The 13,271-nt window shown below is 59.4% G+C and carries 11 protein-coding genes; 5 read left to right on the forward strand and 6 right to left on the reverse strand.

The features are described from left to right. Nucleotides 1–179: 179 nt before the first annotated feature. Together hutC and QRN60_RS25695 are read right to left on the reverse strand one after the other, a co-directional pair. A complete protein-coding gene (hutC, locus tag QRN60_RS25690) occupies nt 180–905 on the reverse strand; it encodes a histidine utilization transcriptional repressor HutC (protein WP_174075239.1) in 726 nt (241 codons plus the stop codon). A 51-nt stretch (nt 906–956) separates the two neighbouring features. Further along, nucleotides 957–2,303 carry a formimidoylglutamate deiminase gene (locus QRN60_RS25695; protein WP_112295341.1) on the reverse strand — a complete coding sequence of 449 codons (1,347 nt, stop codon included), beginning with the start codon at nt 2,301–2,303 and terminating at the stop codon, nt 957–959. A 114-nt stretch (nt 2,304–2,417) separates the two neighbouring features. On the opposite strand from QRN60_RS25695, the gene hutI reads away from it, so the two are divergent. From hutI to QRN60_RS25720, 5 genes are all read left to right on the forward strand, one after another. Continuing rightward, nucleotides 2,418–3,677 carry an imidazolonepropionase gene (hutI, locus tag QRN60_RS25700; RefSeq protein WP_077998620.1) on the forward strand — a complete coding sequence of 420 codons (1,260 nt, stop codon included), beginning with the start codon at nt 2,418–2,420 and terminating at the stop codon, nt 3,675–3,677. Then, nucleotides 3,674–5,218 carry a histidine ammonia-lyase gene (gene hutH / locus QRN60_RS25705; protein ID WP_099086304.1) on the forward strand — a complete coding sequence of 515 codons (1,545 nt, stop codon included), beginning with the start codon at nt 3,674–3,676 and terminating at the stop codon, nt 5,216–5,218. The genes hutI and hutH overlap by 4 nt, the downstream gene beginning before the upstream one ends. 1 nt (nt 5,219) lies before the next feature. Then, the gene (hutG, locus tag QRN60_RS25710; RefSeq protein WP_003505805.1) at nt 5,220–6,020 is read left to right on the forward strand and encodes an N-formylglutamate deformylase; all 801 of its coding nucleotides are present in this window, start codon (nt 5,220–5,222) and stop codon (nt 6,018–6,020) included. Between the two features lie 11 nt (nt 6,021–6,031). After that, on the forward strand, nt 6,032–7,705 hold the full coding sequence (gene hutU / locus QRN60_RS25715; RefSeq protein WP_003505808.1) for a urocanate hydratase: 1,674 nt from the start codon (nt 6,032–6,034) through the stop codon (nt 7,703–7,705). A 61-nt stretch (nt 7,706–7,766) separates the two neighbouring features. After that, a complete protein-coding gene (locus tag QRN60_RS25720) occupies nt 7,767–8,336 on the forward strand; it encodes a HutD/Ves family protein (RefSeq protein WP_080867027.1) in 570 nt (189 codons plus the stop codon). Between the two features lie 58 nt (nt 8,337–8,394). On the opposite strand, the gene QRN60_RS25725 is transcribed toward QRN60_RS25720, so the two are convergent. The 4 genes from QRN60_RS25725 to QRN60_RS25740 all read right to left on the reverse strand — a co-directional run bounded on the left by QRN60_RS25725 (nt 8,395) and on the right by QRN60_RS25740 (nt 13,231). After that, complete coding sequence (locus tag QRN60_RS25725) at nt 8,395–9,873, reverse strand: M81 family metallopeptidase (protein WP_112295342.1); 1,479 nt, start codon at nt 9,871–9,873, stop codon at nt 8,395–8,397. A gap of 71 nt (nt 9,874–9,944) precedes the next feature. Next, entirely contained in the window at nt 9,945–11,033 is a 1,089-nt protein-coding gene (locus QRN60_RS25730; RefSeq protein ID WP_112295350.1) for a D-TA family PLP-dependent enzyme, read from the reverse strand. 31 nt (nt 11,034–11,064) lie between these two features. Beyond that, nucleotides 11,065–11,460, reverse strand: a complete 396-nt coding sequence (locus tag QRN60_RS25735; protein ID WP_003505815.1) for a RidA family protein — start codon at nt 11,458–11,460, stop codon at nt 11,065–11,067. 385 nt (nt 11,461–11,845) lie between these two features. After that, nucleotides 11,846–13,231: an FAD/NAD(P)-binding protein gene (locus QRN60_RS25740; RefSeq protein WP_035212939.1), complete on the reverse strand. Its 1,386-nt coding sequence runs from the start codon at nt 13,229–13,231 to the stop codon at nt 11,846–11,848. Between the last annotated feature and the right edge of the window lie 40 nt (nt 13,232–13,271).

The raw sequence follows: 13,271 nt of genomic DNA on the forward strand, positions 1-13,271 counted from the left end.
GCAATATCAAAAAAATCAAGAAATGTGACAGATTACTGATTTTAAAAGGGAATTTGAGATTAATCGTACAGATTAACGGATTTTAACGACTTTCGCCGTGCAAACGATAAGTGGGGTTAGCCTTCCCCTATATAGGGTTTCCATTTCGCAATTAAAGGACGCGAGAGACCTTACGGATATCAGTCGGAAGACGGGCTGAAACGGGCGACCAGGGCATGGGCATTGCCAGGATAGGTGAAGCGCACATAGGTCACGGCGCCGGAATTGCTCCAGGTACGACGCTCGACCACAAGACAGGCCTGTCTGTCGGAGATACCGAGCAGGCGCGCGATCTCCTTCGACGGCGCCTCGGCGCTGATCCGATGTTCGGCAGTGCTCCACGGAACATGGCCAAGTAGCCAGGGGCCTGGCGCAATTTCGGTAAAATCGGTTTCAGCCGCTTCCGGCACGGCCGTCAGACTGATGAGACGCTGCTCGACACAAAATTCGCGCGCACCGGCGAAATGGATGCAGAGAATCTCGAGCAACGATGTGCCGACGGAAACGTCGAGCCGCTCACGATCCCCGCTTTTGGCGCTGCGCCCTTCGCGCTCCAGGATCTTGAAGCCATATTCGAGGCCAAGGGATTCGACTTCCGCCCCGATGTCATGAATTTGCAGAACGGCAGACTGGATCTGAGGCTGGCGAACGAAACTGCCGGATTTCTTGCGGCGTTCGATCAAGCCGGCCTTGGCGAGTTGGCCCATGACCTTGTTCACCGTCATGCGCGAACAGTGATACTGATCGGCGAGGTCTACCTCGAAAGGCAGCCGGTGGCCCGGCGGCCATTCTCCCGAAACGATCCGGCCCTCGATGTCGCTGAGGATACGCTGGTGCAGGGTTTGCCCGGCCGATGCTTTCGTCACGTCCGCAATGCCTTTCCCCACTGGCTTTTTCCCGTTTCTGCCGAGCCCATATCAGCTATCGAGAAGTTCGGCCATGACCTTGTTGAAACGATCGGATATTTCACGACGGTGGATATGCCGGCCGGCTTGCACGCGCTTTTTGCCGCGCACCCAAACGGAATCGACGCCAACACCACCCGCAAATATCCACTGATCGAGAATCTGGGATATCGGAAGATAAGAAACGGCGGAAACATCAAGAGCGACAAAATCCGCACTTTTCCCGCTTTCCAGACCATTTGGCGACGCCAGAGCCCTGCCGCCGCCTTCGAGCGCCTGCCGGAAGAGTTTTTCTCCCGTGGAATGGCCAGCATCGGCGATGACATTACGTGCCCGATGCGAGAGGCGTTGTGAATATTCGAGGGTTCGCAATTCTTCCGGCACGGAAATCAGGATGTTGGAATCGGATCCGACACCGTAATGGCCGTTTTCGCCAAGGAAAGCCGGAGCCGGGAAGATACCGTCGCCGAGATTGGCCTCGGTGATCGGGCAGAGACCGGCCACGGCACCGCTTTTCGCCATACGCCGCGTTTCGGTTTCCGTCATGTGTGTCGCATGGATAAGGCACCAGCGACCATCGACCGGCGCGTTTTCAAGCAGCCATTCCACCGGTCTCGCACCGGAAAAGGCGAGTGAATCGTCCACTTCCTTCGTTTGTTCCGCCACATGAATATGGATCGGCCCACCCTTTGCCAGCGGCTCGATGGCTGCCAGCTCGTCGCCGGTTACGGCACGCAGGCTGTGTGGCGCAATGCCGAGGACCGCACCCGGCAATTTGTCCGCCACGGCCTGTGCGCCCTGCATCAGCTTTCCATAACTGTCGAGCGAATGGATGAAGCGTTTCTGCCCATCGATCGGAGCCTGGCCGCCGAAACCGGAATGGGCGTAAAAGACCGGCAGCAAGGTGAGACCGATGCCCGTCTGCGACGCGGCCGCGCCGATGCGTTCGACCATTTCGGCGATATTGCCGTAATGCGAACCGTCCCTGTCATTATGCAGATAGTGAAATTCGCCGACCCTTCCGAAACCGGCCTCCAGTATTTCCATATAAAGCTGGGCGGCAACGGCCTCGACATGGTCAGGCGTCATGGAGAGCGCGAATTTATACATGACGGTGCGCCAGCTCCAGAAACTGTCATCACCCGGGCCGCGGATTTCGGCAAGCCCCGCCATGGCCCGCTGAAAGGCATGGCTGTGGAGATTGGGCATAGCTGGAACGATGACGGCGTGACGCTCATCCTGCGGCTGCGGGGAAACGCCGGTTTCGACGGATGAAACAATGCCGTCATCGCAGATGATGCGAACATCCTTCGCCCATCCGCCCGCCAGAAGCGCTGCGCCCGCGTGAATTGCCGTCATGCCACCCTCTCCTTTGGTTCTGTCCGGCAAGGCCATTTCAAACACGAAATTGCAGCTTGCCAAGCCGATTATTATGTATATACATTTAACTCACAAAGGAAAGGCGAAAAGCAAATGCCAGGGAACAAATCTGCAAACGGAACGGCGACGGGGAACGCCACGGCTTTGTGGCGCAACGCCCGGCTGGCAACCTTCAACCCCGACGTGGATGGCATCGGCGCCGTCGAAAACGCCGTGATTGCCGTGCGTAACGGCCGCATCGCCTTTGCCGGTCCCGAAAGCGATCTGCCTGCCGATCTGGCGACAGCCGATGACACCACCGATTGCGGCGGCCGCTGGATCACCCCTGCCCTGATCGACTGCCACACCCATCTTGTCTTCGGCGGCAATCGCGCCATGGAATTCGAGATGCGGTTGAATGGTGCGACCTATGAGGAGATCGCCAAAGCGGGCGGCGGCATCGTTTCTTCGGTCCGCGATACGCGCGCGCTTTCGGAAGAGGTTCTGCTGGCGCAGGCGCTTCCGCGTCTCGACACCCTTCTTTCCGAAGGCGTTTCCACGGTCGAAATCAAATCCGGTTACGGTCTCGACATCGAAACCGAACTGAAGATGCTGCGCGTTGCGCGCAGGCTTGAGACATTACGGCCGGTGCGCATCGTCACCAGCTATCTCGCCGCGCACGCGACACCTGCAGACTATAAGGGCCGCAACGCCGATTATATTGGCGACATTGTTCTGCCGGGGCTGGAAAAGGCGCATGCGGAAGGACTGGCGGATGCGGTTGACGGCTTCTGCGAAGGCATCGCCTTTTCCGTCGCGGAGATCGACCGGGTTTTCAAGGCCGCTAAACAGCTCGGACTTCCTGTCAAGCTGCATGCGGAGCAGCTTTCCAACCTTGGCGGTTCCGAGCTTGCGGCATCCTATAATGCGCTGTCGGCCGATCACCTGGAATATCTTGATGAAGCCGGTGCGAAGGCGCTGGCGGAAGCAGGAACCGTGGCCGTGCTTCTTCCCGGTGCCTTTTATGCGCTGCGCGAAAAGCAGCTGCCGCCGGTACAGGCACTGCGCGATGCCGGAGCCGACATTGCGCTCGCAACGGACTGCAATCCCGGCACTTCGCCGCTCACCTCCCTGCTGCTGACCATGAATATGGGCGCCACGCTTTTCCGCATGACCGTGGAAGAGTGTCTGACGGCGACGACACGCAATGCGGCAAAGGCGCTCGGCCTGCTTGCGGAAACCGGCACGCTGGAGGCCGGAAAATCGGCTGATTTTGCCATCTGGGATATCGAGCGTCCGGCCGAGCTTGTCTATCGCATCGGTTTTAATCCGCTCCATGCCCGTATTTTCAAGGGACAGAAGGTTTCCCCATGACCATAAAAGCCATCACCCTTCATCCAGGCGCCGTGACGCTTGCCGAGCTTTCCACCATATACTGGGAAAACGGTACGGCAAAGCTCGACCGCAGCTTCGATGCCGGCATTGAAAAGGCAGCAGCCCGCATCGCGGAGATTGCTGCCGGCAATGCGCCGGTCTACGGCATCAATACCGGTTTCGGCAAACTTGCCTCCATCAAGATCGACGCGGCCGATGTGGCGACGCTGCAGCGCAATCTCATCCTGTCGCATTGCTGCGGGGTCGGCGCACCGCTTCCTGAAAATATCGTGCGGCTGATCATGGCGCTGAAGCTGGTTTCGCTCGGCCGCGGCGCATCCGGCGTGCGGCTGGAACTGGTGCGGCTGATCGAAGCCATGCTTGAGAAGGGTGTCATTCCCGTCATTCCCGAAAAGGGTTCGGTCGGCGCTTCCGGCGATCTCGCGCCGCTGGCCCATATGGCCGCGGTGATGATGGGCGAAGGCGAGGCCTTTTATGAGGGAACGCTTCTGCCCGCCGGCCAAGCGCTTGCGAAAGCCGGATTGACCCCGGTGGTTCTGGCAGCCAAGGAAGGGCTTGCACTTATCAACGGCACGCAGACCTCGACGGCGCTGGCGCTCGCCGGTCTTTTCCGCGCCCATCGCGCGGCACAGGCGGCGCTTATCACCGGCGCGCTTTCCACCGATGCCGCGATGGGGTCGTCTGCCCCTTTTCATCCCGATATTCACAGCCTGCGCGGCCATAAGGGCCAGATCGACGCGGGAGCGGCGCTTCGTAATCTGCTGGATGGTTCGGAAATCCGCGTCAGCCACATCGAGGGCGACGAGCGGGTGCAGGACCCCTATTGCATCCGTTGCCAGCCGCAGGTGGATGGCGCCTGCCTCGATCTTCTGCGGCAGGTGGCCCGCACACTGGAAATCGAAGCCAACGCCGTAACCGACAATCCGCTGGTGCTTTCAGACAATTCCGTCGTCTCCGGCGGCAATTTCCACGCCGAACCGGTTGCATTTGCCGCCGATCAGACGGCGCTTGCCATTTGCGAAATCGGCGCGATCGCCCAGCGTCGTGTGGCGCTTCTGGTTGATCCGGCCCTTTCCTATGGGCTGCCGGCCTTTCTTTCCAAGAAGCCGGGGCTGAATTCTGGCCTGATGATCGCCGAAGTCACCTCCGCCGCGCTGATGAGTGAGAACAAGCAGATGGCGCATCCGGCCTCGGTCGATTCGACGCCGACCTCCGCCAATCAGGAAGACCATGTGTCCATGGCCTGCCACGGTGCACGACGTCTGCTGCCGATGACGGACAATCTCTTCGCCATCCTTGGCATCGAGGCGCTTTCGGCCATTCAGGGTGTGGAGTTGCGTGGGCCGCTGAAAACCAGCCCCGAATTGCAGAAGGTGATTGCCGCGCTACGCGCCACGATCCCGTCGCTGGAAGAAGACCGTTATATGGCGCCGGACCTGAAGGCGGCGGCAGAGCTGATCGCTTCCGGCGCTCTGGTCTCGACGATTTCAGGCGGCATTCTGCCGAAGCTGGAGGTTTGAGATGCGTGTCTTTGACATCAAGGAAGGTTCTTCGCCGATCATTCTCGGGCTACCCCACACCGGCACGGATGTGCCGGCGGATATCTGGCAACGCCTGAACGAAAACGGCAAATTGCTGGCCGATACCGACTGGCATATTCACGAGCTCTATGCGGATCTGATCCCAGAAGCGACGACGGTGCGTGCCACCTTTCATCGGTACGTGATCGACGCCAACCGCGACCCCGCCGGGGTCAGCCTTTATCCGGGCCAGAACACAACAGGGCTTGTTCCGGAGACCGATTTCGACGGCAAGCCGATCTGGAATGAAGGGCAGGAGCCCACTCAGGACGACATCGCATACCGTCTGGAAACCTTTCACGCGCCCTATCACGCAGCGCTTGCGGCGGAAATCGAACGGGTCAAATCCATTCATGGCATCGCCATTCTCTATGATTGCCATTCGATCCGTTCGCATATTCCCTTCCTGTTCGAAGGCAAGCTGCCGGATTTCAACATCGGCACGGATATGGGCGCAACTTGCGACCCCGCGATCGAAAAAATCGCTGTCGAAGCGACCGTCGCTGCAGAGGGTTACGACAGCATCCTGAACGGTCGCTTCAAAGGCGGCTGGACGACGCGCCATTACGGAAAACCGCAGAGCAGCGTGCACTCCATCCAGATGGAGCTGGCGCAGTCCACCCATCTTCAAAGCGAGACGCCGCCTTTCGCCTATGACGCGGGCAAGGCCGACCGGCTTCGCTCCCATCTCAAAACCATTCTCACGCGCATGGAAAAATTTGCGCTCGACACGAAACGATAAGGGGAAAACACATGAACAATCCACGCCATAATATTCGCGATGTCCGCGCGCCGCAGGGCACTGAACTCAATGCCAAGAGCTGGATGACGGAAGCCCCGCTGCGCATGCTGATGAACAATCTCGATCCCGATGTCGCCGAGCGCCCGCATGAGCTGGTGGTTTATGGCGGTATCGGCCGCGCCGCCCGCACCTGGGACGATTTCGACCGCATCGTCGCGACGCTGAAAGATCTGAACGAGGATGAAACCCTCATCGTCCAGTCCGGCAAGCCGGTCGGTGTATTCCGCACCCACAAGGATGCGCCGCGCGTCCTGATCGCCAACTCCAACCTCGTGCCACACTGGGCGAACTGGGATCACTTCAACGAGCTGGATAAGAAGGGTCTTGCCATGTACGGCCAGATGACGGCCGGTTCGTGGATCTACATCGGTACGCAGGGCATCGTGCAGGGCACCTATGAAACCTTCATCGAGGCCGGCCGCCAGCATTATGACGGCAACCTGAAGGGCAAGTGGATCCTGACCGGCGGTCTCGGCGGCATGGGCGGCGCACAGCCGCTGGCCGCCGTCATGGCCGGCGCCTGCTGCCTTGCCGTCGAATGTGATGAAACCCGCGTCGATTTCCGCCTGCGTACCCGTTATGTCGATGCGAAGGCGCATACACTCGATGAGGCGCTGGCGCTGATCGACCAATGGACCAAGGCGGGCGAGGCGAAATCCGTCGGCCTGATCGGCAATGCGGCGGAAATCTTCCCGGAACTCGTCCGTCGCGGCGTTCGTCCCGATATCGTCACCGACCAGACCTCGGCGCATGATCCCGTCCATGGTTATCTTCCGGCCGGATGGACCGTTGCCGAATGGCGTGCCAAGCAGGAAAGCGACCCGAAGGCCGTTGCCGCCGCAGCGCGCGCCTCGATGAAGGTGCATGTGCAGGCCATGGTCGATTTCTGGAACGCCGGCGTTCCGACGCTTGATTACGGCAACAATATCCGCCAGGTCGCCAAGGATGAGGGGCTGGAGAACGCCTTTGCCTTCCCGGGCTTCGTGCCGGCCTATATCCGCCCGCTGTTTTGCCGTGGCATCGGCCCGTTCCGCTGGGCGGCCCTGTCAGGTGATCCGGAAGACATCTACAAGACCGACGCCAAGGTGAAGGAACTGCTGCCTGACAACAAGCATCTGCACAATTGGCTCGACATGGCGCGCGAGCGCATCGCATTCCAGGGCCTGCCGGCACGTATTTGCTGGGTCGGCCTTGGCGACCGCCATCGTCTTGGGCTTGCCTTCAATGAAATGGTCAAGAACGGCGAGCTGAAGGCGCCTGTTGTCATCGGCCGTGACCATCTCGACAGCGGCTCCGTCGCCTCGCCCAACCGCGAGACCGAAGCCATGAAGGACGGCTCGGACGCCGTTTCGGACTGGCCGCTCCTCAATGCGCTGCTCAACACGGCATCCGGCGCGACCTGGGTTTCGCTGCATCACGGCGGCGGTGTCGGCATGGGCTTCTCGCAGCATTCCGGCATGGTCATCTGCGCCGATGGCACCGACGATGCGGCTCGCCGGCTGGAGCGCGTGCTCTGGAACGACCCGGCAACCGGCGTGATGCGCCATGCCGATGCCGGTTACGACATCGCCGTGGAATGCGCCAAGGAACAGGGCCTGCGCCTGCCCGGCATCCTCGGCAATTGATCCTGCCACGGCCGGAAATGGGGAACACCGTTTCCGGCCGATCTTTCAAAAGTGGACAACCATGACCCTGCTGCGCGCAAGCGACTACAAGCGAATGCCCTGGAAAAACGGCGGCGGCGAGACCGTGGAAATCGCCATCTTTCCGCCAGGCTCTTCCGTCGATGATTTCGACTGGCGTATCAGCATGGCGACGGTCGCAAGCGACGGGCCGTTTTCGATCTTTCCCGGAATAGACCGCACCCTGTCCATTCTTGAGGGAAACGGCATGGCGCTGGCAATTGCGGCCGCCGATCCACTAATGCTGACCGTGGAAAGCCAGCCCCTGCCCTTTCCGGCCGATGTGCCCGTCAATGCGACCTTACCCGACGGCGCGATCACCGATCTGAACGTCATGACCCGCCGTTCGACCTTTCGCCATGTCGTCAGGAGGCACTTCGGCCTGTTTGCGGGGAAAGCAGGCGGAAACGCGACACTTATCCTGGCACTCGATCCACTGACGGTTTCCACCGGTGATGGCAAGGAGCAGCTGGGGAAGCTGGATGGTCTGCTGATCGAAGGCGGCTTACCGTTCACAGTCGAAGCAGGTCAAAACGAAAGCGCGTTTTTCCTGATCACGCTTGAGCGCCTCTGAAGCCGTTCCAGAAAAAGGCTTCAGAGTTCCGTCCCGATAATGCTCGAACGGCTGCCGCTCAATCCAGGCCCAGCGGATCAGCCACCCGTGGCCAAAGCTCGAGGCTCGCCTTGCGATAGGGCGTTTTTGCCGGATCGGTCGGATAGGACGTCGGGGCCGCTATATAAACGATCTCGGAGGCGACGGGCGCAAACCCCGCATGAAAATGGTTGGTCGACTTGACCAGCAGCACGTCTTTTTTCGCGAAATCGATGCCGAGATTGGAAAAGATATCCGGCTCATAAGTCTGCGTCCGGCTGGTGATGAGGATGATATCGATCTCCGTGCCGAGCGGCCGCACGACAGCGGCACGGCCGAGTGTTACGCGGCTGTTGCGGAAACTCTGCCAGCCGGCCTCGGCCGTGCGCATCACCTTTATACGGAAATCGAGCGGTTCGCCGCCTTGCGGGCTGGATTTGCCGCCGATGCGCAGGTCAATCTCGGCACCCTCCCCCGCCGCGTGACAGAAAGACACGGCGATCGGGTCCCAGATCGTCGCGACAGCGAAATTGTCCATGCCGCGGTCCACCATGCGCCGCAGAATATGGGTGGCATCACCGGCAACACCGCCACCCGGATTGTCCCAGATGTCCGATACCACGACCGGCTTCTCCTGATTGCCACTGCGAATGGCGAGAACCCGATCGAGACCCGTTTCTGTATCCAGCATCGGCATGGCGGTCAGCTTGCGCATGGCATAGAGCTCGCGGCCGAGCTTTTCAGCCAGCGCCTCACCCTTCGCCCTGTTATTATCGGTGACGACAACGATGCGCGTTCCCATATCCGGTACGTCGCCGGCCATGAAACCATGAATGACCGAAATCGACAGGATGCCGTCCCTGCCCTCCATTGCCTTCAGCCGGTCAACATAAGAACGCATCGGCTCGCGGCTGGTGGGATAAATAGTGATCATGCGGCAATCGAAAGTCGAGATGACCGGATTGATCTCTCCCCGAAGCGTGCGCAGCGCCATCTGCACTACATGTTCGCCGCGCTCTTCGAAATCCGTGTGCGGAAACTCCAGAAACGTCGCCATGATGTCGAGATTTTTGACCCGGAGCGCCGTCAGGTGGCTGTGGGGATCGAATTCCGCTGCGATCAGCACTTCCGGTCCAACCATCTCGCGGATGCGGGAGAGGAAATCGCCTTCCGGATCGTCATAACCCTGCGCCACCATGGCTCCATGCAGGCCAAGGACCACGGCATCGACGGGCATGGCGGCGGCGAGTTCGGCAAGAATCGTGTCCCGCAGCGTTTCATAAGTCTGGCGCTGGATAAGTCCCGCCGGTTCCGCCCAGCAGGAGGTTCCCTCAATCACCGTGAACCCTTCCGCCTTGCCGCGACGACGCAGGATCGGCACGGGCGACGAGCAGAGCGTCGGCGTTTCGGGATGCTCGCCCGGCCCGGCATAAAAAGCCGCACGAAAAGCGTCCATATCCGTCGGCACGGGGGAAAACGTGTTGGTTTCAGTGGCGAGCGACGCCGTGAAGATGCGCATATTTCCAGATTCTCGTTGCCGGTATCTGCATTTTCGCAGCTTCCGATTCCAGTTCAATTAGCCGGGTAACTTTACCAGACGGTACCGCGTGCTGTGACCTTCTCAACGCGTGTTACGACACCGTTTCGATGGAAAACCATCCTATCGAAAAGATTGCTGACGACGCAGGTGTGGTTCGGCACGACCTTTACCACATCACCGATTTCAGGCCGCCCGGAGGCGCAGCCGGACAGATCAACGACGGCGTGTTCTTCCGAAAGCGAGACGATTTTTGCGCCCTCATAACCTTCGATCAGCCCATAATCGCTGAAACCCAGGAGATCCGAGGTCAAGGCCTTGGATCCGCTGTCCAGCACCGCCCGATCGGCCGTAGGCCTCGAAACGACGGTGGCGAGAACATGCATGGCGAGATCGCCGGTCGTGCAATGTCCCGCGCGCAGCATGGCGCGATCATTATAGACATAGGTGCCTGCCCGATGTTCGGTCGCGGAAGGAACGAGATGGGCGGAATAAAAATCGGGCGAACCGCCGCTGGAACGGACCGGGCAGTCAATGCCCCTTGCCGCAAGCAACGCCATGGTTTTGCGAAGGAAGTTTTCCACCGTCTCGGCCCCATCCGGTGCCGGATAGGTCAAAATGCCCTTGAATCTGAGGCCCGGGGCCGCAACAATCTTTTCCGCAAGCGCCAATGCCGCTTCCGGCGTCTGCACGCCGCAGCGCTTGCCGCCCGTATCGCATTCGACAAGCACGGCAAGCGGCCTTACTGCCTCGAATGTATCGGCAAGACCGGCAATCGTGACCGCGCTATCGGCAACCACGCTCAGCCCGCCGATGCGCGCATTCAACGCCTTCAGCTGCGAAAGCTTTGCTGCACCGAGAATATTGTAGGTGATCAGGATATCATCGAAACCGGCATCCGCGAAAACTTCCGCCTCACTGACTTTCTGGCAATTAATGCCGATCGCGCCAGCCTGCAGCTGCTGTTTTGCGACAGCCGGTATCTTGTGCGTCTTGATATGCGGCCGGAAAGCCTTACCGTGTTCATCCAGATAGGATTGCGCCCTGAGGATATTGGCACTGAGCCTATCCTCGTCAATGACGGGCATTGGCGTTGAAATCGCATTGAGGGGTGTGCCCGCATCAGGCCAGGGATAGGTCATCATCTACTCTCAAAAATAGGCAAATTGGGCTTCAAGCCAGCGGCTTATAAGCGATAACGTCCATTTCCACCTTGGCATCGACCATCAGCGGTGATTGCACGGTCGAGCGCGCGGGTGGATGATCGATGAAATATTTCTGGAAAACGGCGTTGAAGCTCGAAAAATCCCGCGCATCATCCAGCCAGACATTGATCTTGACCACATCGGCAAGCGTACAATCCGCCAGCGCCAGAACATCCCTGATATTCGCGACCACCTGCTCGGTCTGCGCCACGATGCCGCCGGTCACGACCTCGCCATCAACAGTCGGCACCTGCCCCGAAACATAAACGAAATCACCGGCGCGAACGGCCTTGGCAAATGGCCGACGCTGTCCGCCGGCCTGACTGTCCGCCGTCTCGTATCTTACCAGTTTCTGTTTCTGCATTGGTCCTCGCAAATTATTTTCATAATTTCAGAAATTTACAGGGTTTATAGCCTCTTTTATGACGAACTTCCATAAGCTATGTAAATTATTTAGCAATCGCGGACATTGCCCCGCAAAGACGGTCTCGGTCTTTTACCCCAGTTGATTGCGGGAATACGCACTTTGAAGGCAAAAAGCGGTACGTCACCAAAGAACGTTCGTTGCTATCGTGCGGAAAGCCCACGCGACATTCATCAGCCGCCTCGAATCCGCGAATTCGGCCTCCAATGAATAGTCAGCACATTCATTCAAAGAAAAAGTTTGCCGCGGCTAACATCAAAATCAAGAGGCGCCGAGAATGTCTGTTATGACGGCACCTCTCGCTATGGTCGATTCTTCGGCCGGATCAGCCCTGTGCAGCAACCCGATCATTCGCGGTCACTCTCCGCGTAATCTCCCGCGCGATCTTCTGTGCCTGCACACGAATATCCGGAACAGCGGTTATCTCCCAGAACCGGCCTGCCGTCAGCGCACCCGCGGCGAAAAGACCGGGCCAGCTTCGTCCGTCCGTCCGCAGCAAATGGGAGTGGTCGTCAACCTCGACCCCGAGCCCGAAAGGGTCCAGTGAAATAACACCCTCGCCGCACATGGCTTCAAGAAGCCGCGAATGACCGATGCCGGCCCGCTCCATGCCCGTGCAATTGACGACCCAATCGACCTGAAGTTCCCTCACCACTTGTGTATGTCTGCGGCGGTAACGCACGGCAATCCCCTCCTCCCCTTCGTCTATGGACCGGAGGTAACCCGCATGAATTTCCAGAATGCCGTCCGAGAGCAACTTCTCGAAAGCACCAGAGACCTCAGGCGCGATGCGGTGCCGATGGATATTCCACCAAGGCAAGGCATGCCGAAGAAACCGGCTGCGCTGCGCAGGTGTAAGGCGTTGCCACAGCAATTGTGTTTTCGGCCGCAAACCATCCATAACGGTGCGCCACGGTGCGCCATCGCTGACCTGTTTGCGTAAAGACTGCAGCAACAGGCTGATCTCCGTCGAGCCATCAGGCAGCTCAGGCTCCGTGGGGGGAGCAGGCGGGCTGACATGCGGATGCGGCACCAGGCCGCGTCGGGAGAGAACATGGATCGGGCCCTGATGCCCTTTTCCCCGCAGGGTCAGAACCTGATCGATCATCGTCAGACCCGAACCCAGAATACAGATGCGATCTCCGGCCTTGACTTTGGACAGCCATCCCGGCTGCCAGCAGTGACCGATGATACGTTGTGGCCCCTCTTCTTCCCTCGCGACAGTTTGCACCGGCAAACTCGCCGCGCCGACACCGAGACACAAAACGACATTCTGCGCGCGCAGCTGCTCGCCATTCTCCAGAGCGAAAGAAAATCCACCCTTGCCATCCGGGCGACAGGCCGAAGCCTTGGCCCGAACGAAATCCACCCGCGCCCGTTGCTCCCTGCTTCTAAGCAAACCCGCCAGCCTGTCGCGAAGATAAAGACCATAGTCTCCACGCGAGGCGAACAGCAGAGGATCCTCCGCTATCCCATTTTCCGCCAACCAGTCGACAAAATCACCGGGGCGGTCAGGGAAGACACTCATTCGCCCGGCTGGCACATTCAGCCGATGATAGGGAAGTTCGGTACGATAGGCGGTGCCGCGCCCGAAATCCGATTCATCGCCCACGATAGCGATCGAGGCTTCCGCCGGCAGGGACGATAAAAGATGAGCGGCAGTACAAATGGCCGAGAAACCCGACCCGACGAGAGCGACATCATAGGACATTCATTCCTCCAACCTGCGACAGCTTGAACAGCCAGACGAC

The sequence above is a fragment of the Agrobacterium sp. CFBP2214 genome, assembly GCF_030209895.1.
GTDB lineage: Bacteria > Pseudomonadota > Alphaproteobacteria > Rhizobiales > Rhizobiaceae > Agrobacterium > Agrobacterium radiobacter.

What these genes read in the sequence shown, in the direction of transcription:
- hutU (WP_003505808.1), top strand. Translation starts at nt 6,032, where the DNA reads ATGAACAATCCACGCCATAATATTCGCGATGTCCGCGCGCCGCAGGGC.
- QRN60_RS25735 (WP_003505815.1), bottom strand. Translation starts at nt 11,460, where the DNA reads ATGCAGAAACAGAAACTGGTAAGATACGAGACGGCGGACAGTCAGGCC.
- QRN60_RS25725 (WP_112295342.1), bottom strand. Translation starts at nt 9,873, where the DNA reads ATGCGCATCTTCACGGCGTCGCTCGCCACTGAAACCAACACGTTTTCC.
- hutI (WP_077998620.1), top strand. Translation starts at nt 2,418, where the DNA reads ATGCCAGGGAACAAATCTGCAAACGGAACGGCGACGGGGAACGCCACG.
- hutH (WP_099086304.1), top strand. Translation starts at nt 3,674, where the DNA reads ATGACCATAAAAGCCATCACCCTTCATCCAGGCGCCGTGACGCTTGCC.
- QRN60_RS25695 (WP_112295341.1), bottom strand. Translation starts at nt 2,303, where the DNA reads ATGACGGCAATTCACGCGGGCGCAGCGCTTCTGGCGGGCGGATGGGCG.
- QRN60_RS25730 (WP_112295350.1), bottom strand. Translation starts at nt 11,033, where the DNA reads ATGACCTATCCCTGGCCTGATGCGGGCACACCCCTCAATGCGATTTCA.
- QRN60_RS25740 (WP_035212939.1), bottom strand. Translation starts at nt 13,231, where the DNA reads ATGTCCTATGATGTCGCTCTCGTCGGGTCGGGTTTCTCGGCCATTTGT.
- hutG (WP_003505805.1), top strand. Translation starts at nt 5,220, where the DNA reads ATGCGTGTCTTTGACATCAAGGAAGGTTCTTCGCCGATCATTCTCGGG.
- QRN60_RS25720 (WP_080867027.1), top strand. Translation starts at nt 7,767, where the DNA reads ATGACCCTGCTGCGCGCAAGCGACTACAAGCGAATGCCCTGGAAAAAC.